Here is a 19,411-nt window from a genome sequence, read left to right as displayed (position 1 = left end):
CCGACTCGACTCCGATCACTGCCGGTGCCAGGGCGCCTCGTTTTCACGGGCCGTCCGGACGCGCCGGCGCGATCGCCGCGTCGACGATGGTCTGGGCCTCCGCGAGGATCCGCTCCAGGTGCTCGGCGCCGCGGAAGCTCTCGCCGTAGATCTTGTAGATCTCCTCGGTGCCCGAAGGCCGGGCGGCGAACCAGCCGTTCGGGGCGATCACCTTGATGCCGCCGATCGCGCCGCCGTTGCCGGGGGCGTGGCTCAGCACGCTCACGATCGGTTCGCCGGCCAGCTCGGTGGCGCGCAGCTGCTGCGGGCTCAGCGCCGACAACTGCTTCTTCTGCTGCAGGCTGGCGGGTGCGTCGATGCGGCTGGCCACCGGGTTGCCGAATTCGTTCGCCAGTTCGGCGTAGAGCGCGCCCGGGTCGCGGCCGGTGCGGGCCGTGATCTCGCCCGCCAGCAGCGCCGCGGTGATGCCGTCCTTGTCGGTGGTCCAGACCGTGCCGTTGCGGCGCAGGAAGGTGGCGCCGGCGCTTTCCTCGCCGACGAAGCCGAGCGAGGCATCGAGCAGCCCGTCGGCGAACCACTTGAAGCCGACCGGCACTTCGTAAAGCCGGCGGCCGAGCCGCTGCGCGAGGGCGTCGATCAGCCGCGTCGAGACCACCGTCTTGCCGACGGCCGCACCGGCGCCCCATTGCGGGCGGTGCCGGAACAGGTAGTCGATCGCGACCGACAGGTAATGATTGGGCTGCAGCAGCCCGGCGCTGCGGGTGACGATGCCGTGGCGGTCGTGGTCGGTGTCGCAGGCGAAGCCGACGTCGAAGCGGTCCCTGATGTCGATCAGCCGCTGCATCGCATAGGTCGATGAGGGGTCCATGCGGATCTGGCCGTCCCAGTCGAGCGTCATGAAGCCGAAGCGCGGATCGACCGCTTCGCTGACCACGCTGAGGTCGATCCGGTAGCGTTCGGCAATGGCGCCCCAGTAGTGCACACCGGCGCCGCCGAGCGGATCGACCCCCATGCGCACGCCGGCTTCGCGGATCAGGTCCATGTCGATCACGTTGCCCAGGTCGCCGACGTAGCCCGCCAGAAAATCGTGGCGGTGCGTGGTGGCTGCCTGCAGGGCCTGCGCGTGCGGCATCCGGCGAACGCCCTCTAGCCCTTTTTCGATGTAGCGGTTGGCCGCTTCCTGCACCGGACCGGTGATGTCCTGGCCGGCCGGCCCGCCGTTGGGCGGGTTGTACTTGAAGCCGCCGTCGCGCGGCGGATTGTGCGAGGGCGTCACCACGATGCCGTCGGCCAGCCCGCTCGTGCGGCCGCGGTTGTAGCCGAGGATGGCGTGCGACAGGGCCGGGGTCGGCGTGTATTCGTCGCCGGTGGCCAGCATCACGTCGACGCCGTTGGCCGCCAGCACCTCGAGCGCGCTGGCCGCCGCGGGCGCCGACAGCGCATGCGTGTCGATGCCGAGGTAGAGCGGGCCGTCGATGCCCTGCGCCCGGCGGTGGTCGCAGATCGCCTGCGTGATCGCCAGCACGTGCCATTCGTTGAAGGATCGCTCGAAGGCGCAGCCGCGATGGCCCGAGGTGCCGAAGGCGACGCGTTCGCCTGGCAGCGTCGGATCGGGACGCTCGGCGCGGTAGGCGGCGAGCAGCGCGTCGACGTCGACCAGGGCGTCCAGGGGGGCCGGCTGGCCGGCGAGGGGGCTGAGTCGTGAGGCCATGGAAGCTCCCGGGTGGCGTTCAAGGGGCGGGCGTTGCCGGACGCTGCAGGGCAGCGAGGGGACAATCGAGGAGATCGGCGATGCGTTCGACGCAGATGTCCGCGGCGGGATGCGCGGCGGTCTCCAGCGGGTCGAGGGCGTAGCGGCCCTGGCGCGGAAAGACCGTCGTCAGCCGCTCGCCCCACGCGGCCTTCATCGCCGAGAGGATGCGCAGCTTGTCGTCGACCATCACGTAGTGGCGCGCCGGATAGCGCTTCTGCACCGCGTCGAGCATGAGCTCCTTGTGGATGTAGATCAGCACCCGGCCGTCGACGGCCTGCCAGAGTCCCGAGCGCTGCACCTTGCGCGGCTGGAACACGACGTCGCCGTCCGTCAGGATCACCGGGGTGCCGAAGCGCTTCAGGTGCCCGACGACTTCCAGTGCGCCCGGATACAGCCGGTCGGCGAACGGATAGTCCACGAGAAAGGTCGACATCTGCAGCAGCCGCGGGTCGTTCATGTCGTCGCCGAACTCGCGCAGGCGATAGCGCTGCAGCGCCCCCAGGTAGTCGGTGTAGCCGAGTTCGCCAAGCAGTTCCTCGAAGAAGGCCCAGTAGCGCTCGGCCCGGGTGCTGCCGAAGTTGTCGATCAGCTGGCGGCGCAGATCGTCGACCACGCCGTCGTTGTCGAGCAGCGTGTTGTCGACGTCGAGCAAGAAGACGATGTCCTGCATTCGCAGTCTCCTAGAGCAAGTCGCTCGGCACGAACCACGAGAACAGCAGCAGCTTGATCTTCACCAGCATGTTGGCATCGGGCTCGTCGTCGTGCACCACGTTCTCGCCGTCGGTGCTGATCCACTGGATCTGGTCGGTGCCCGGCTTCAGCTGCAGCTTGTAGGCGCTTTCGACATTGTCGACCTGGAAGGCCTCCAGCAGGCGGTGGGCGACTTCGAAGCTATGCAGGCGCACGCCCATTTCGGTGTTGATGTGGGCCGAGCGGGGATCGAAGTTGAGCGAGCCGATCAGCGCCCATTCGCGGTCGATCAAGGTCAGCTTGGCGTGCAGCCGGCCGCGCGACTGGCGAAACACCTTGCGCAGGTTCAGGCTGCGCCTGATCTGCTCCGAGCTGACCTCGTAGAGCTGCACGCCCAGGCGGAGCATCTCGACGCGGTAGTTGTTGTAGTTGATGTTGACCAGCGGCTCGTCGGTATCGGCCAGCGAGTTGGTCGCGACGCTCACCTGGACGTCGCGCGCGCGCAGCCGCGCGATCTGCGCCATGCCTTCCTCGCCCGGCAGGAAATAGGGCGAGACGATGTCGATGCTGAAACGGGCCAGGTCCAGTGCCACGCGCATGCGCTCGGCCACCGTGGGCGGCCGGCGCTCCCGGGCGGTGTCGTCGTCTTCGGCGCGCAGCACCTTGTTGGGCGAGTCCGCCACCGCGTTGGCCTGGGCCGGGATCATCTCGAGCCGGCCCTGGGCGATCAGGGTGCCGAGCGGCGGGTCGCCGAACATGTCGGTCTCGGGCAGCGCCGGCGGCAGCGGCGCTTCCGTGCGCGAGGTCCGGCGGTCGAATTCCGCCCGCAGTGCCGACGTCGGCTCGACGGCCGGCACGATGGCGTGCAGCGGCCAGACCACCTCGCTGTTCCAGTAGTTGTCGAAGATGGTCTGGAGTCCGGTCACCACCGGGCCGGCCAGCAGCATGTCGAGGTCGATGAAGTTGGCGCCGTCGCTGCGCAGGAAGTACTCGTCCGCCAGGTTGCGTCCGCCGGCGATCGCGAACGCGCCGTCGGCGATGAAGAGCTTGTTGTGCATCCGGTGGTTGAGCCGGCGGAAATCGGCCGCGAAGCTCATCCAGCGGGTGGCCGCGTGGTCGCGGCCGGCCACGAAGGGGTTGAACAGCCGGATCTCCACGTTCGGCCAGGAGGCCAGGCCGAGCAGCAGCGGGTCCAGCTTGGCCGTATAGAAATCGTCCAGCAGCAGGCGCACCCGCACGCCGCGCCGGGCGGCGTCGCGCAGTTCGCGCAGGATCAGCTTGCCGGTCTTGTCGTTGCCCAGCAGGTAGTACTGCAGGTCGAGCGAGGACTGGGCACGACGAATCAGCTCCAGCCGGGCGTCCAGTGCGAACGCGGCCTGCGCCAGCACGCGTGCGCCCGAAAGGCTGTCGGACGGGGCGTTGAAAGGCGCGGCAAGCCGGCCCAGCTCGGTGGCCGGCGAGGCCGGAATGGCCGGGGCGTACGGCACTGCCGGAACGGTGGGCAGTCCGGCACAGGCCGAGAGCAGGCAGGCGAGGGAGAGGACCAGGCAGCGGAGCATTTGCAGCGGGAAAGCGCGGGCAACCAGAAAAGGAGAGGCCGTCCAGGCTCGAACGGCCAGCGGATCGTAGCCGGCCGGCCGACAGGGTGCGCCGCAGGGTCGCTCGGGCCTGTTCATCTTCCGTTCATCATGTGTGGGTCACCCTCGGCATCCCGGTCGCGGTCGGCCTGTGGTTCGGCTGGATCCGGCCCGCGCGACGCGCCTAGGCCGGTCCTGCATCGGCGCGCCATAGGGTCTTGCCCTTCGCCGATGGCGCTGCGGTGCACCGCAGAATCTCGGCGATGAAATTCTCCGCCGTTGCTTTCGCCTGCCTGCTGCTCGCAGCCTCGTCCGCGGCCCGGGCCCAGGAAGCCGGCGGCGCACCCATGCTGGGCGAGATCACGGTCTCGACGCCGGCCGGTCCGACGCCGCTGTTCGACGTCGCCGGTTCGGTCGACCGGGTGGAAGGCGTGGACATGCGCGACAGCCGGCTCGGCGTGAACCTGTCGGAGAGCCTGAGCGGGGTGCCCGGGCTGCAGATCCAGAACCGCAACAACTACGCGCAGGACCTGCAGATCTCGATCCGCGGCTTCGGCGCCCGCTCCACCTTCGGCGTGCGCGGCGTGCGCCTGTACGTCGACGGAATTCCCGCCACGCTGCCCGACGGCCAGGGGCAGACCTCCAACATCGACATCGGCTCGGTCGACCACGTCGAGGTGCTGCGCGGGCCCTTTTCGGCGCTCTACGGCAACTCCTCGGGTGGCGTGGTGCAGTCCTTCACCGAGACCGGCGAGGGGCCGCCGAAGCTGGGCTTCTCTCTGGCCGCGGCCAGCTTCGGCACCACGCGCACCGGCGTCAAGGCCAGCGGCTCCTCCGGCGCGGTCGACTACCTGCTGAGCGCCGGCCGTTTCGAGACCGATGGCTATCGCGACCACAGCGCGGCCGATCGCAGCATCGTCAACGGCAAGCTGGGCTTCACACTCGACGATGGCAGCCGGCTGACGCTGGTCGCCAACAGCGTGCATCTGAATGCCCAGGATCCGCTCGGCCTGACGGCCGAGCAGTACGCGCTGAACCGGCGCAGCGCGGCCGTCGCGACGCAGTTCGACACCCGCAAGAGCGTCGACCAGACGCAGGCCGGGCTGACCTACGAGCGCCTCCTCGATGCCGACAACACGCTGCGCATGCTGGTCTACGGCGGCGAGCGAAAGACCTCGCAGTACCAGGCGATTCCGCCCTCGGCGCAGCTGAGCCCGACCAGCGCCGGCGGCGTGATCGGGCTGGCGCGCGATTTCGGCGGTGCCGACCTGCGCTGGATCTCGCAGCTGCGGCTGGCCGGGCGGCCCTTCGAGCTGGTCGCGGGACTGGAATACAACAAGCTGCGCGAGCAGCGCACGGGCTACGAGAACTACCTCGGCACGGTCGCACGGCCGGTGCTGGGCGTGCAGGGGCGGCTGCGCCGCAACGAGACCAACGAGGTCTACGACCTCGACCCCTACCTGCAGGGCACCTGGCGCCTGGACGAGCGCTGGACGCTCGAAGCCGGCGTGCGCCGCAGCACCGTGGATTTCGATTCGCAGGACCACTACATCGTGGGCGCGAACCGCGACGACAGCGGCAGCGCGCGCTACGCCGAGACGCTGCCGGTGGCGTCGCTGCGCTACCAGGCCACGCGCGACCTGGCGCTCTACACCTCGGTGGGCCGCGGCTTCGAGACGCCGACGCTGAACGAGCTCTCGTACCGCCCCGACGGGTTGGGCGGCCTCAACTTCGCGCTGCAGCCGGCCGTCAACGACAGTGTCGAAGTGGGCGCCAAGGCGCGGCTCGCGGGTGGCTTTCTCACGGCGGCGCTGTTCAAGACCCGCACCAGCGACGAGATCGTGACCGCCACCAACGTCGGCGGCCGGGCCACCTTCCAGAACGCCGGACGGACCACGCGCGACGGCTTCGAGCTCGCCTGGCAGCACGAGAGCGAGGGCCACTGGCGCACCCAGCTGGCCTACACCTGGCTCGACGCACGCTACAGCGACGCCTTCTGCACGACCTTGCCCTGCACCGCGGCCGGCATCGTGCCGGCCGGCAACCGCATCCCGGGCATCGCCCCCCAGGCGTTCTTCGCCTCCTTCGGCTGGGTGCCGCCCCAGGGCTGGCGCGCCGGCACCGAGCTGCGCGCACTGGCGAGCATCGAGGCCAACGACCGCAACACCGTGAGCGCGCCGGGCTACGCGGTGGTCGCCCTGTTCGCGGGCTATGTCATGCAGTGGCAGCGCTGGGACCTGAATGCCTTCGCGCGCATCGACAACCTGTTCGACCGGCAGTACGTCGGCTCGGTGATCGTCAACGAGGGCAATGCCCGCTACTACGAGCCGGCACCGGGGCGAAACTGGACGCTCGGCATGAGCGCGGCGTATCGTTTCTGAATCCCGACTGCAGGAGCTGCAGATGAAATTCAAGGATCGATGCGATGCCGGCCGTTTGCTCGCCAAGGCCCTCGAAGCCTGGCGCGGGCGGCCCGGCCTGCTGGTGCTCGGGCTGCCGCGCGGGGGCGTGCCGGTGGCCTGGGAAGTCGCCCATGCACTCGGCGCGCCGCTCGACGTGCTGGTGGTGCGCAAGCTCGGCTATCCCGGTCAGGAGGAGTTCGCGATGGGCGCCATCGCCTCCGGCGGCGTGCGCTACATGGACGAGTCGACGCTCGCCTGGCCGGTGGCCGCGGCGGAGGTCGAGGCCGTGGTGGCGCGCGAACAGGCCGAGCTGGTGCGCCGCGAGCGGCTCTATCGTGGCGAGCGTCCGCCGCTGAGGCTCGAGGGACGCGTGCTGCTGCTGATCGACGACGGCCTGGCGACCGGCGCCACCATGCATGCCGCCGCGATGGCGGTGCGCGCCGGCCGGCCGCAGCGCATCGTGGTTGCGGTGCCGGTGGCGTCGCGCGAAGCGCTGCAAAGCGTCGGCACGGTCGCCGACGAGGTGGTCTGCCTCCGCACGCCCGAGCACTTCCACGCCGTCGGGCTCTGGTACCAGGACTTCGGCCAGACCTCCGACGAGGAGGTCTGCCGGCTGCTCGAAAAAGCCTGAGGACCTTACAGCCCGGCGGCAGCGCGCAGCGCCGCCGCGTTGGCGGTGCTCTCCCAGGTGAACTCGGGCTCTTCGCGGCCGAAGTGGCCGTAGGCGGCGGTCTTGCCGTAGATCGGGCGCAGCAGGTCGAGCATCTGGATGATGCCCTTCGGGCGCAGGTCGAAATGCGCTTGCACCAGTTCGGCGATCTGCTCGTCGGGGATCACGCCCGTGCCTTCGGTATAGACCGTGACGTTCATCGGCCGGGCGACGCCGATCGCGTAGGCGACCTGGATCTGGCACTGGCGCGCCAGGCCGGCGGCGACGATGTTCTTCGCCACGTAGCGGGCGGCGTAGGCGGCCGAGCGGTCGACCTTGCTCGGGTCCTTGCCGGAGAACGCGCCGCCGCCGTGCGGGCAGGCGCCGCCGTAGGTGTCGACGATGATCTTGCGGCCCGTGAGGCCGCAGTCGCCCTGCGGGCCGCCGATGACGAAGCGGCCGGTCGGGTTGATCAGGTAGCGCGTGTCCTTGAGCCACTCCTTGGGCAGCACCGGCTTGATGATCTCCTCGATCACCGCCTCGACGAAGGAGGCCTTCATCTTGGTCGGCGTCTCGCTCTGGTCGGGGTGGTGCTGGGTCGAGAGCACCACGGTGTCGATGCTGTGCGGCTTGCCGTCCACGTAGCGCATCGTGACCTGGCTCTTGGCGTCGGGGCGCAGGAAAGGCAGGCGGCCGTCCTTGCGCAACTGGGCCTGGCGCTCGACCAGGCGGTGGGCATAGTAGATCGGCGCCGGCATCAGTTCGGGCGTCTCGTCGCAGGCATAGCCGAACATCAGACCCTGGTCGCCGGCGCCGGTGTTCAAGTGGTCGTCGCTCGCGTGGTCCACGCCTTGCGCGATGTCGTTGGACTGCTTGTCGTAGCAGACCATCACGGCGCAGCCCTTGTAGTCGATGCCGTAGTCGGTGTTGTCGTAGCCGATGCGCTTGATGGTGTCGCGTGCGACCTGGATGTAGTCGACGTGCGCATTGGTCGTGATCTCGCCGGCGAGCACCACCAGGCCGGTGTTGGTCAGCGTCTCGGCGGCCACGCGCGAGCGCGGGTCCTGTTCGAAGATCGCGTCGAGGATCGCGTCCGAGATCTGGTCGGCCACCTTGTCGGGATGGCCTTCGGAGACGGATTCGGAAGTGAAGAGAAAATCGTTCGCCATGTGTTTCAAACTCCGTTGCAGCAGGTCAATTGGCGCGTTGCCGACCCATTCCGGAGCTCTGGCGAACGCTTTAGCAGTGGTGTTTAACGTCGCCCTGCAAGTAGTTCCATAACTCAGCGACAATTTGCATTCTATTCGAGCCGCGCTGTACCTTGCGCGCGCGTCCTGTTACATCCCCATGTTTCGATGATTGCCTTGTTCCGATTGCTCGCCCGTGTTCCGCTGCCAGTGATGCACGCGTTCGGCGGCTGCCTGGGTTGGCTGGTCTGGTGGCTCGCCCCCGACTACCGCCGGCGCTTCAAGGCGAACGCCGAGGCGGCGGGCTTCACGCCGGCGCAGTACCGCCCGGCGATCGCCGCCGCCGGCGCCATGGTCGGTGAACTGCCCTGGGTCTGGGCCCGGCCGCGCAGCGAAAGCCTGCTGCCGCGCATCGTGCGCTGGGAGGGTGTCGAGGCCTTCGAGGCCGCGCTGGCCGCCCGCAAGGGCGTGATCCTGGTATCGCCGCACCTCGGCAGCTGGGAAACCTTCGGTCAGGCCGTCGGCGAACGCTTCTTCAAGGACTACGGCCCGATCACCGCGCTGTTCCGGCCGGCGCGCAAGAAATTCATGGCCGAGCTGATCGCCGGCTCGCGCGACCGCCCCGGCCTGCAGACGCTGCCGACCACGGTGTCCGGCGTGCGCGGCCTGATCCGCACCCTGCGCAGTGGCGGCTACACCGGCCTGCTGCCGGACCAGGTGCCGCCGTTGGGGCAGGGCGTCTGGGCGCCCTTTCTGGGCCGGCCGGCCTACACCATGACCCTGCTGCCGCGCCTGGCGCAACAGACCGGCGCCCGCGTGTTCCTCGGCGTCTGCGAGCGGCTGCCGCGCGGCGCCGGCTACGCGATCCGCTTCGTGCCTTTCGACGGCACGGCCATGAGCGACCCCAAGGCCACGCCCGAGGCCGCCGCCACCGCAATGAACGAAGGCATCGAGAAACTGATCCGCAGCCTGCCGGGCCAGTACGTCTGGGACTACGCCCGCTACAAGCACCCGCGTGCCGAGGCGGCGGTGGAGGCTGCCCGATGAGTCGCCTGACCTCGAAGCTGGGCATCGGCTTCATGCGCACGCTGGCGCACGTCCCCTTCCCGCTGGTGCGCGGCTTCGGCGCGCTGCTCGGGCGGCTGCTGCATGTGGTCGCGGTGCCGCGGCGGCGGGTGGTCGACACCAACCTCGCGCTGTGCTTTCCCGACAAGACGCCGGCCGAGCGGCATCGCATGGCGCGCGAGACCTTCGTCTACGTGGCGCAGTCCTGGTTCGACCGCAGCTGGCTCTGGCACGCGCCGGAGGCGGTGGTGGCGCGCCGCCTCAAAGTGGTGGGCGCAGCCGACGTGATCGAGGAGATCGCGCACGGCCACGAGCCGATGATCCTGTTCGCGCCGCATTTCTACGGGCTCGACGCGGCCGCCACGGCGCTCACGATGCACACCGACCGGCCCTCGACCACGATCTACACGACGCAGCGCGACCCGATGGTCGACCAGTGGGTCAGCGAGGGCCGCAAGCGCTTCGGCAACGTGATCACGCTGAACCGTGTCGACGGCATCAAGCCGATCGTCGCGGGGCTGCGCAAGGGCGGCCTGCTGTACCTGCTGCCGGACATGGACTTCGGCCGCGACCAGACCGTGTTCGTGCCCTTCTATGGCGTGCAGGCGGCCACCGTGCCGTCGCTGTCGCGCTTTGCACGGCTGGGCCGGGCCAAGGTGGTGCCGGTGGTCTCGAAGCTCACCCGCGAGGGCTACGAGATCGAGGTGCTGCCGCCGTGGCAGAACTTCCCGACCGAGGACGCGGTGGCCGACACCGCCCTCATGAACCGGCGCCTGCAGGGCTACATCGACACCATGCCTTCCCAGTACTACTGGGTGCACCGGCGCTTCAAGACCCGGCCCGAGGGCGAACCCGCGGTCTACTGAGACCTTGCGGGACAGACCAAGAAACTGCGCAGCGGTTTTTGCTCTGTCCTCGGCTTCTGAGACCTTGCGGGACAGACCAAGAAACTGCGCAGCAGTTTTTGCTCTGTCCTCAACTGACTAAGAGCGCCGCCAGAAGGCCTCGATCTCGCCGGCGACGAATTCCGGGCGTTCGTGCACCATCCAGTGCGTGGCGCCCGGCACCTTGACGATCTCGAGCTTCGGCACATAGTCCTCCAGCCCTTCGAGCAAGCCGGGCAGCAGTGCCTTGTCGTCCAGGGCCCACAAGACCAGCGTGGGCGCGGCGACGGTCAGCTTGTCATGGGGCAGTTCCGGCATCGCGGGCGCCGGCTGCCCGGGCATCGCGGGTTTCAGCGGCGTCACGCGGTACAGGTTGCAAGCCCCCGTGAGGCCCGCATCCCAGACTTCGCGGTACTGGTCCTTGACCTTCTCGGTGAGCCAGCCGAAACCCTCGGGCCCGGCCTTCATGCCGAGGARGAAGGGCCACATGCGGCGGTAGTCGTCGGCCGCCAGCAGGGCCTCGGCATCGGGGCGGGCGAGGAAGTTCATGTAGGCGCTCGCGGCCTGCTGCTCGGGGCTGTTCAGGAGTTCGCGCGCGAAGGTCCCCGGGTGCGGCGAATTGAGAATCACCAGCCGGCCGAGGCGGTCGGCGTGCCGGTTGCCGAAGCCCCAGCCGAAGGCGCCGCCCCAGTCGTGCGCCACCAGCGTGTCGATGCGGCCGGCCGGGTTCTCGCTGGCCGCCAGTTCGGCGATGTCCTGCACCAGCAGGTGGGCGCGGTAGGCCGAGACTTCGGCCGGCGCGCTGGACTTCTCGAAGCCGCGCAGGTTCGGCGCCACGCAGCGAAAGCCGCCGTGCTCGGGGGCTGCGAAATGCGCGAGCAGTTCGTCCCAGATGAACGCGGCTTCGGGAAAGCCATGCAGGAACACCATCAGCGGCCGGCCGGGGGCACCGGCCGCGCGGCAGCTCAGGGTGGTGCCGTTCGGCAGCGCACGGGCGAAAGTCTCGATCACAGGTTGTCTCCTTAGGGGTCCAAGCGGCGAGGAGGCGCCCGCGCTGTGTTCAGGGCTGCTCGTCGATGGGGGCTTGCTCGGGGTTTGCCGCGGGCTCACCGTCTTCCGGGTGCGCCCAGCGCCAGAGCAGCTCGGCCGCCTCGTCCACGCCTTGCTGCTTCAGTGCCGAGAACAGTTTGACCTCGCCGCCGCCGGCCTGCAGTCGCGCAATCGACAGCGCCTTGGCGCCGTCCGAGCGCGTGAGCTTGTCGGCCTTGGTCAGCAGCACCAGGAACTTGAGCCCTTCCTCGACCCGCGGCCGGATCACTTCGAGCAGGATGTCGTCGAGCTCGGTGAGCCCGTGGCGCGGGTCGCACATCAGGACCACGCCGCGCAGGTTCTGGCGGGTCATCAGGTAGTTGCCCATGACCCGCTGCCAGCGCAGCTTGGCCTCCTTCGGGACGGCCGCATAGCCGTAGCCGGGCAGGTCGGCCAGCACCGCATCGTCGACCTTCTGCTTGCCGACGCCGAACAGGTTGATGTGCTGCGTGCGGCCCGGCGTCTTCGAGGCGAAGGCCAGCCGGGTCTGCTGCGTGAGCGTGTTGATGGCGGTCGACTTGCCCGCGTTCGAGCGACCGACGAAGGCGATCTCGGGCAGCTCGAAAGGCGGCAGATGCTCGAGCTGGGGCGCGCTCGTGAGGAAGTGGGCGGTGTGCAGCCAGCCGCGCGCCACGCGGGCGCGTTCGGCGGCTTGAGGGTCGACGGCGGTCGCCTTGCGGGAGTAGCTGACGGCGGGCTTCCGCGTCGGGGTGGTCATCGATGGGCTTTCGGGTTGGGGCGCCATTGTAGAATCGCCGGGTTTTGCGCCATAAATCCAAGCCCCCGATATGAAGTTGTTTGCCAAAATTCTGCTTGCAGCCCTGTTGGGCGCCGCCGCCAGTGCCAGCTTCGCGGCTGACGAGCCCGCTGCAAAGCCGGCTGCCGAGGCGCCCGCCAAGGCGCCGAAGCCCGACCTCGCCAAGGGCGACGCAGTCTTCAATGCCACGCCGGCAAACAGCCAGAGCTGCGCCTCCTGCCACAACGCGGACGGCAATTCGGCGATCGCGGCGAACCCCAAGCTGGCGCAGCAGCACCCCGAGTACATCCTCAAGCAACTGCAGGACTTCAAGTCCGGCAAGCGCAAGAGCGCGATCATGAAGCCGATGGCTTCGGCGCTGTCGGACGAGGACATGCGCAACATCGCCTGGTTCGCGGCCTCGAAGAAGATCAAGACCGGCTACGCGAAGGAGAAGGACCTGGTCGGCCTGGGCGAGCGCATCTTCCGCGGCGGCGTCGCCGATCGCCAGATTCCGGCCTGCGCTGGCTGTCACAGCCCGAACGGTGCCGGCATTCCGGCGCAGTACCCGCGCCTGGGCGGCCAGCACGCCGACTACACCGCGCAGCAGCTGACCCTGTTCCGCGAAGGCACCCGACTGAATTCTCCGGTCATGACCGGGGTGGCCGCCAAGCTCAGCAACAAGGAAATCGCCGCAGTGTCAGACTACATCGCCGGCCTGCGCTGAACTCCGGCTCTCGAAGCCTGAACCAACCGCCGACAACAAACTCCTAACAAGGCGGGCCGATCCAGCAGGATGGCCCGCCTTGTTTGCTTTTCACGCCTCGCACCCATGTCAGTCTCCACCCACGGCCTTCGTGTCCGTCGCGGCCCCCCAGCGGTCCGCGCGGCGGTGGAGCTGTTCTCGTCGATGCGCTTTGCGATCGCGCTGCTGACCATCATCTGCATCGCCTCGATCATCGGCACCGTGCTCAAGCAGCACGAGCCTTTCGGCAACTACGTCAACCAGTTCGGGCCCTTCTGGGCCGAGCTGTTCCATGCCGCCCGGCTCGATTCGATCTACAGCGCCTGGTGGTTCCTGCTGATCCTGCTGTTCCTGGTGATCAGCACCTCGCTGTGCATCGCGCGCAACACGCCGCACATCCTGAGGGACCTGAGGACCGTCAAGGAAGGAATCCGGGCCCAGAGCCTGAAGGCCTTCGGCCAGCGCGCCGAGACCGTGCTCGACGAAACCCCGGACGGCGCGGCCAGGCGCATCGGCCAGCTGCTCGCCGGCGGCGGCTGGAAGGTCAAGCTGCAGCACCGCCAGGGCGACGGCTGGATGGTCGCCGCGCGTGCCGGCGGGGCCCACAAGCTCGGCTACATCGCCGCCCACAGCGCGATCGTGCTGGTCTGCATCGGCGGCCTGTTCGACGGCGACCTGGTGGTGCGGGCCCAGACCTGGTTCAACGGCAAGAGCGTCTATACCGGTGGCGGCCTGATCGCGGACGTGGCGCCAGAGCATCGCCTGTCGCCGCGCAACCCGACCTTCCGCGGCAACATCCTGGTGCCCGAGGGCGCGCAGGCGAGCGTCGCGATCCTGAACCAGTCCGACGGCGTGCTGCTGCAAGACCTGCCGTTCTCGATCGAGCTCAAGAAGTTCATCGTCGAGTACTACTCGACCGGCATGCCCAAGCTGTTCGCCAGCGAGGTGGTGCTGCACGACCGCGAGACCGGCGAGCAGCTGCCGAAGCGCATCGAGGTCAACCACCCGGCCAGCTACAAGGGCGTCGAGATCTACCAGTCGAGCTTCGACGACGGCGGCTCCAGCGTGAAGCTGAAGGCGGTACCGATGGGCGCGGCGGCCAAGCCCTTCGAGATCGACGGCACCATCGGCGGCAGCAGCGAGATCACCAACGGCAGCGAGCGGCTCACGCTCGAGCTGGTGGCGCTGCGCGTGATCAACGTCGAGAACTTCGGCGACAGCGCCGGCGGCGCGATGTCCAGCGGCGCCGACGTGCGCAAGGTCGACCTGCGCCACGACCTCGAGTCGCGCCTGGGCGCCGCCAACAAGACCAACAAGCCCAAGGTGCTGCGCAACATCGGCCCCAGCATCGGCTACAAGCTGCGCGACGCCTCGGGCCAGGCGCGCGAGTTCCAGAACTACATGGTCCCGGTCGACACCGGCGATGGCCAGCCGGTGTTCCTGCTGGGCGTGCGCGAGCGGCCCGAGGAGCCCTTCCGCTACCTGCGCGTGCCGGCCGACGAACAGGGCTCGATGGACGGCTTCGTGCGCATGCGCGCCGCCCTGGCCGATGCCAAGCTGCGCGACCGCGCCCTCGACCGCTACATCGCGCGCGCCACCGATCCCAAGCGCCCCGAGCTGGCGGCCCAGCTGCGCGGTTCGGCCGCCCGGGCCCTGGCGCTGTTCGCAGGCACCGAGCGCGCCAAGGCGGACGCGGTCAGCAGCGGCGGCTGGCAGGCGGTGGCCGAGTTCATGGAGGCCAACGTGCCCGAGGCGGAGCGCGAACGCGCGGCCGCGGTGCTGGTGCGCATCCTCAACGAGGTGCTGTTCGAGGTGCTCAACCTGAGCCGCGAGCAGGCCGGGCTGGCGGCCATGCCGGCCGACGAGAAGTCGCAGGCCTACCTCACGCAGGCGGTGCTGGCGATCAGCGACGCGCATTTCTATCCGGCCCCGGTCGCGATGATGATGAGCGACTTCAAGCAGGTGCAGGCCAGCGTCTTCCAGGTCGCGCGCGCGCCGGGCAAGAACATCGTCTACCTCGGCTGCCTGTTGCTGATCGTGGGCATTTTTGCGATGCTGTACGTGCGCGAGCGCCGGCTGTGGGTGTGGCTCGCGAAAGACGGCGACAACGCCCAGGGCACCGCGGCGACCCTGGCCTTCTCGGTCAACCGCAAGACCATCGACAGCGACCGCGAATTCGAGCACTTGAAGCACAAGCTGCTCGCCATCAGGAAAGACACCGCGTCATGACGACCACCACGCTCACGCTCAACGACAGCTGGCTCTCGCGCCGCAACGCCCTCGACTGGGTGTTCGCGCTGCTGGTGCTGGCCGGGGCCTTCTTCGCGTTCTCGCGCTATCACGGCGCGATGGACTACTACGAGCAGTCCATCCTGGTGGTGGCCGCGCCGGCCGCGATCTGGCTCGGCTGGTTCTGGCGCCCGCTGCGGGTGCTGGCGATGGTGGTCGCGGCCGCCGCGCTGCTGGCCATCGTGTCCTACCAGGGCGACCTGGCGCGCGCCGACAGCGTCTTCTGGCTCAAGTACTTCCTGTCGAGCCAGTCGGCCATCCTCTGGATGAGCGTGCTGTTCTTCATGAGCACGCTGTTCTACTGGATCGGCTTCTTCGGCGGCAGGCAGGGCGACGCCATGGACCTGATCGGCTCGCGGCTGGCCTGGGCCGCGGTCACGATGGCGCTGATCGGCAGCATGGTGCGCTGGTACGAGAGCCACCAGCTCGGCCCGGACATCGGCCATATTCCGGTCAGCAACCTGTACGAGGTGTTCGTCCTCTTCTGCTGGCTCACCGCCACCTTCTATCTCTACTTCGAATCGCGCTACCGCACGCGCGCGCTCGGCGCCTTCGTGATGCTGGTGGTCAGCGCCGCGGTCGGTTTCCTGCTCTGGTACACGCTGGTGCGCGAGGCCCACGAGATCCAGCCGCTGGTGCCGGCGCTGCAGAGCTGGTGGATGAAGCTGCACGTGCCGGCCAATTTCATCGGCTACGGCACCTTTTCGCTGGCCGCCATGGTCGCCTTCGCCTACCTGATCAAGGAGCAGGCCGACGAGACCCGCTGGTACAAGCTGACGCCGATCTGGCTGCTGGGTGTGGCCCTGTGCTTCGTGCCGGTGGCCTTCCGCCAGCGGGTGCAGGAGGCGGGCGGCAGCTACTGGGTCGGCTATGCCGCCATCTCGGCGCTGATCGCGGCCGGCATCCTGATGGGCCGCAAGCGCATCGCCGCGCGGCTGCCGGGCAACGAGGTGCTGGACGACGTGATGTACAAGTCGATCACCGTGGGTTTCGCCTTCTTCACCATCGCCACGGTCCTCGGCGCCCTCTGGGCGGCCGACGCCTGGGGCGGCTACTGGAGCTGGGACCCGAAGGAAACCTGGGCCCTGATCGTCTGGCTCAACTACGCGGCCTGGCTCCACATGCGGCTCGTGAAGGGGTTGCGCGGCACCGTGGCGGCCTGGTGGGCGCTCGGCGGCCTGGCCGTGACCACCTTCGCCTTCCTGGGCGTGAACATGTTCCTGAGCGGGCTGCACAGCTACGGCACCCTGTAGGCGCACGCCGGCCTTTCGCTTGCGAAATGATCCGCGGGCACCCTGGGCGCGTAACCGGATCGGCGTCGGCAACGAACTCACCCTGACACACGATTCAGGCGAAAGGCATTCCATCATGTTGATTCACTCCCGCGACGACGGCTTCATCCATCCGCGTTCGAGCGAGATCACCCCCCGGGCCGTCTACGAAGGCCGGCGCGACATGCTGCGCTGGCTGGCCGGCGGCGCTGCCGGTGCCGCCATGGCCTCCTGGGCCGCGCGCGACGCCCTGGCGCAGGCGACCGCACCGGGCAAGCTGGCAGCCTTGCCGGGCGCCAAGTCGGCGGTGCCCGGGGCCCAGACGATGGAAAAGCTGACCGACTACAAGGACGYCACCAGCTACAACAACTACTACGAGTTCGGCACCGACAAGGGCGACCCGGTGAAGAACGCCGGCAGCCTCAAGACCCGGCCCTGGACGGTCGAGGTCGAGGGCCTGGTCAAGAAGCCCGGCAAGTACGGCATCGAGGACCTGATCAAGCTCAGCGCCCAGGAAGAGCGCATCTACCGCCTGCGCTGCGTCGAGGGCTGGTCGATGGTGATTCCGTGGGTCGGCTACTCGCTGTCCGAGCTGATCAAGAAGGTCGAGCCTCAGGGCAACGCGAAGTACGTCGAGTTCCTGACGCTGGCCGACCCCAAGACCATGCCCTTCGTCGGCTCGCGCGTGCTCGACTGGCCCTATGCCGAGGGCCTGCGCATGGACGAGGCGATGCATCCCCTGACCCTGCTGACCTTCGGCATGTACGGCGAGGTGCTGCCGAACCAGAACGGCGCGCCGGTGCGCATCGTGGTGCCCTGGAAGTACGGCTTCAAGAGCGCCAAGTCGATCGTCAAGATCCGCTTCGTCGAGAAGGAACCCGGCACGGCCTGGAACAAGGCCGCGGCGCAGGAGTACGGCTTCTATTCCAACGTCAACCCGAATGTCGACCACCCGCGCTGGAGCCAGGCGACCGAGCGCCGCATCGGCGACGGCAGCGGCCTGTTCGCCAAGCGCACCAAGACCCAGATGTTCAACGGCTACGAGGCGCAGGTCGGTCAGCTCTACGCCGGCATGGACCTGAAGAAGAATTATTGAGACCTTGCGGGACAAACCAAGAAACTGCGCAGCAGTTTTTGCTCTGTCCTCAACTGATCAGAAACTATGAACAAGCTGCTGCTGCACCCGGGCGCCAAGCCGCTGGTGTTCGTGCTGTGCCTGCTGCCCTTCGCGTGGCTGTTCTACGGCGCACTGACCGATGGGCTCGGCGCCAATCCGGCCGAGTACCTGATCCGCTCGGCCGGCGACTGGACCTTGCGCTTCGTCTGCATCGTGCTGGCCGTGACGCCGCTGCGCGTCATGACCAAGGCCAACGCGCTGGCCCGCTTTCGCCGCATGCTGGGGCTGTTCGCCTACTTCTACGTGGTCGTGCACCTGCTGAGCTACGCCTGGTTCGACATGGGCTTCGAGTTCGCCGACATCGCCAAGGACATCGCCAAGCGGCCGTTCATTCTGGTCGGCTTCTCGGCCTTCGTGCTGCTCACGCCCCTGGCAGCCACGTCGTTCAACCGCGCCATCAAGGCGCTGGGCGCGAAGCGCTGGCAGGCGCTGCACAAGCTGGTCTATGGGATCGCCGGCCTCGGCCTGCTGCACTTCTTCTGGATGCGCGCGGGCAAGAACAACTTCGCCGAGGTGTTCGTCTACGCGGCGATCATCGGTGCGCTGCTGGGCTGGCGCGTCTGGAACTTCGCGCGCAACAAGAAGGTGCCGCGGCCGATTGCCGCCGCAGCACCCCGGGCGCCGGTCAGTCGCTGAAGCGCTCGCTCGCCAGCTGATCGTCGATCGATTCGCGGCGGCGAATCAGCGTCGCCTGCGTGCCGCCGACCAGCACCTCGGCCGCGCGGCCGCGCGTGTTGTAGTTGCTGGCCATGGCCATGCAGTAGGCGCCCGCGGACAGCACCGCCAGCAGGTCGCCCGACTCGACCCGCAGCGAACGGTCGCGGCCGATCCAGTCGCCGCTTTCGCAGACCGGCCCGACCACGTCGTAGGTAGCCGCCTCGCCGGCGCGTTCGGCGAGTGGCACGATCTGGTGGAAGGCCTGGTACATGGCGGGCCGCGGCAGATCGTTCATGGCCGCATCGACGATGCAGAAGTTCTTTTCCTCGCCGGGCTTGAGGTAGAGCACCTCGGTCACGCAGACGCCGGCATTGCCGACCAGCGAGCGCCCGGGTTCGACGATCAGCCGCCGCCGGCCGAAGCCGCGAGCGTCGAGGCGTGCCAGCAGCTGCTGCCAGAGCGCATCGGCGGCGGGTGGCGTGTCGCCGTTGTAGTCGATGCCCAGGCCGCCGCCGAAGTCGAGATGGTGCAGCGGCACGCCGGCCGCCTCGATCGCCTCGACCAGGTCGAGCACCCGTTCCAGCGCTTCCAGGTAGGGCGAGGCATCGGTGATCTGCGAGCCGATGTGGCAGTCGATGCCCACCACCTGCAGCCCCTTGAGGGAGGCCGCGTGCCGGTAGATCGCGACGGCGCGGTCGTGCGCCACGCCGAACTTGTTGCCCTTGAGTCCGGTCGAGATGTACGGATGCGTCTTCGGATCGACGTTGGGATTGATGCGAATGCTGACCGCGGCGCGGCGGCCCTCTTCGAGTGCGACCGCGTTGAGCACGTCGAGCTCGGCCTCGCTCTCGACGTTGAAGCAGCCGATGCCGGCCGCCAGCGCCTGCCGCATCTCGGTGCGCGTCTTGCCGACGCCCGAGAAGATCACCTTGGCCGGATCGGCGCCAGCGGCCAGCACGCGCGCCAGTTCGCCGCCGGAGACGATGTCGAAGCCGCAGCCGGCCTCGGCGAAGACGCGCAGCACGCCGAGCGAGGAATTGGCCTTGATGGCGTAGCAGACCATGGCGTCTCGGCCTTCGAAGCCGCGCTGGTAGGCGGCCAGGGCGTCCAGCATCCATTGCTTCGAGTAGACGAAGAGGGGGGTGCCGTACTGCTGCGCGAGCGCGGAGAGCGGCAGGCCTTCGACCTGCAGCGTGCCGTCCTTGCGTGCGATGTGAGGATGGCCCGGAAGCATCGCCAC

The 19,411-nt window shown here is 68.6% G+C and carries 16 protein-coding genes; 9 read left to right on the top strand and 7 right to left on the bottom strand.

The annotated features are described in order from the left end of the window. Positions 1-43 precede the first annotated feature (43 nt). From pgm to AC1D2E_RS06060, 3 genes are read right to left on the bottom strand one after another with little or no spacing between them, the layout of a single operon-like run. On the bottom strand, positions 44-1,711 hold the full coding sequence (gene pgm, locus AC1D2E_RS06070) for a phosphoglucomutase (alpha-D-glucose-1,6-bisphosphate-dependent) (RefSeq protein WP_478196564.1): 1,668 nt from the start codon (positions 1,709-1,711) through the stop codon (positions 44-46). Positions 1,712-1,730: 19 nt separating this feature from the next. Continuing rightward, positions 1,731-2,423: an HAD family hydrolase gene (locus tag AC1D2E_RS06065; protein ID WP_478196563.1), complete on the bottom strand. Its 693-nt coding sequence runs from the start codon at positions 2,421-2,423 to the stop codon at positions 1,731-1,733. A 10-nt stretch (positions 2,424-2,433) separates the two neighbouring features. Next, on the bottom strand, positions 2,434-4,002 hold the full coding sequence (locus AC1D2E_RS06060) for a phospholipase D family protein (RefSeq protein WP_478196562.1): 1,569 nt from the start codon (positions 4,000-4,002) through the stop codon (positions 2,434-2,436). 281 nt (positions 4,003-4,283) lie between these two features. Here AC1D2E_RS06060 and AC1D2E_RS06055 point away from each other — a divergent pair, with 281 nt between their 5' ends. Together AC1D2E_RS06055 and AC1D2E_RS06050 are read left to right on the top strand one after the other, a co-directional pair. Then, positions 4,284-6,401, top strand: coding sequence for a TonB-dependent receptor domain-containing protein (locus tag AC1D2E_RS06055; protein ID WP_478196561.1), 2,118 nt, complete (start codon positions 4,284-4,286; stop codon positions 6,399-6,401). Positions 6,402-6,423: 22 nt separating this feature from the next. Further along, the gene (locus tag AC1D2E_RS06050) at positions 6,424-7,053 is read left to right on the top strand and encodes a phosphoribosyltransferase (protein ID WP_478196560.1); all 630 of its coding nucleotides are present in this window, start codon (positions 6,424-6,426) and stop codon (positions 7,051-7,053) included. Positions 7,054-7,058: 5 nt separating this feature from the next. Here AC1D2E_RS06050 and metK read toward each other — a convergent pair whose 3' ends face one another. Then, the gene (gene metK, locus AC1D2E_RS06045) at positions 7,059-8,240 is read right to left on the bottom strand and encodes a methionine adenosyltransferase (protein WP_478196559.1); all 1,182 of its coding nucleotides are present in this window, start codon (positions 8,238-8,240) and stop codon (positions 7,059-7,061) included. 186 nt (positions 8,241-8,426) lie between these two features. On the opposite strand from metK, the gene AC1D2E_RS06040 reads away from it, so the two are divergent. Together AC1D2E_RS06040 and AC1D2E_RS06035 are read left to right on the top strand one after the other, a co-directional pair. Further along, positions 8,427-9,305: a lysophospholipid acyltransferase family protein gene (locus tag AC1D2E_RS06040; RefSeq protein WP_478196558.1), complete on the top strand. Its 879-nt coding sequence runs from the start codon at positions 8,427-8,429 to the stop codon at positions 9,303-9,305. Next, positions 9,302-10,189 carry an LpxL/LpxP family acyltransferase gene (locus AC1D2E_RS06035; RefSeq protein WP_478196557.1) on the top strand — a complete coding sequence of 296 codons (888 nt, stop codon included), beginning with the start codon at positions 9,302-9,304 and terminating at the stop codon, positions 10,187-10,189. The genes AC1D2E_RS06040 and AC1D2E_RS06035 overlap by 4 nt, the downstream gene beginning before the upstream one ends. 117 nt (positions 10,190-10,306) lie before the next feature. Here AC1D2E_RS06035 and AC1D2E_RS06030 read toward each other — a convergent pair whose 3' ends face one another. Next, positions 10,307-11,218 (bottom strand): alpha/beta fold hydrolase, encoded by a 912-nt coding sequence (locus AC1D2E_RS06030; RefSeq protein ID WP_478196556.1) that lies wholly within the window; start codon positions 11,216-11,218, stop codon positions 10,307-10,309. A 49-nt stretch (positions 11,219-11,267) separates the two neighbouring features. Beyond that, positions 11,268-12,014 (bottom strand): ribosome biogenesis GTP-binding protein YihA/YsxC, encoded by a 747-nt coding sequence (gene yihA / locus AC1D2E_RS06025; RefSeq protein WP_478170734.1) that lies wholly within the window; start codon positions 12,012-12,014, stop codon positions 11,268-11,270. Between the two features lie 70 nt (positions 12,015-12,084). Between yihA and AC1D2E_RS06020 the strand changes: the two genes are divergently transcribed. The 5 genes from AC1D2E_RS06020 to AC1D2E_RS06000 all read left to right on the top strand — a co-directional run bounded on the left by AC1D2E_RS06020 (position 12,085) and on the right by AC1D2E_RS06000 (position 18,150). Then, on the top strand, positions 12,085-12,759 hold the full coding sequence (locus AC1D2E_RS06020) for a c-type cytochrome (RefSeq protein ID WP_478196555.1): 675 nt from the start codon (positions 12,085-12,087) through the stop codon (positions 12,757-12,759). A gap of 105 nt (positions 12,760-12,864) precedes the next feature. Beyond that, positions 12,865-15,006 (top strand): cytochrome c biogenesis protein ResB, encoded by a 2,142-nt coding sequence (locus tag AC1D2E_RS06015; RefSeq protein WP_478196554.1) that lies wholly within the window; start codon positions 12,865-12,867, stop codon positions 15,004-15,006. Continuing rightward, a complete protein-coding gene (gene ccsB, locus AC1D2E_RS06010; RefSeq protein WP_478196553.1) occupies positions 15,003-16,319 on the top strand; it encodes a c-type cytochrome biogenesis protein CcsB in 1,317 nt (438 codons plus the stop codon). Before AC1D2E_RS06015 ends, ccsB begins: the two co-directional genes overlap by 4 nt. 115 nt (positions 16,320-16,434) lie before the next feature. Then, positions 16,435-17,433, top strand: a complete 999-nt coding sequence (gene msrP / locus AC1D2E_RS06005) for a protein-methionine-sulfoxide reductase catalytic subunit MsrP (protein WP_478196552.1) — start codon at positions 16,435-16,437, stop codon at positions 17,431-17,433. A 66-nt stretch (positions 17,434-17,499) separates the two neighbouring features. Next, positions 17,500-18,150, top strand: a complete 651-nt coding sequence (locus tag AC1D2E_RS06000) for a protein-methionine-sulfoxide reductase heme-binding subunit MsrQ (protein ID WP_478196551.1) — start codon at positions 17,500-17,502, stop codon at positions 18,148-18,150. Here AC1D2E_RS06000 and lysA read toward each other — a convergent pair. Then, positions 18,140-19,405 (bottom strand): diaminopimelate decarboxylase, encoded by a 1,266-nt coding sequence (lysA, locus tag AC1D2E_RS05995; RefSeq protein ID WP_478196595.1) that lies wholly within the window; start codon positions 19,403-19,405, stop codon positions 18,140-18,142. The genes AC1D2E_RS06000 and lysA overlap by 11 nt on opposite strands. Positions 19,406-19,411: the final 6 nt, after the last annotated feature.

Source organism: Variovorax sp. P1_H2, assembly GCF_056405295.1.
Note: the sequence above shows the minus strand (reverse complement) of the source record. Positions and strands in the feature narration are given on the sequence as shown.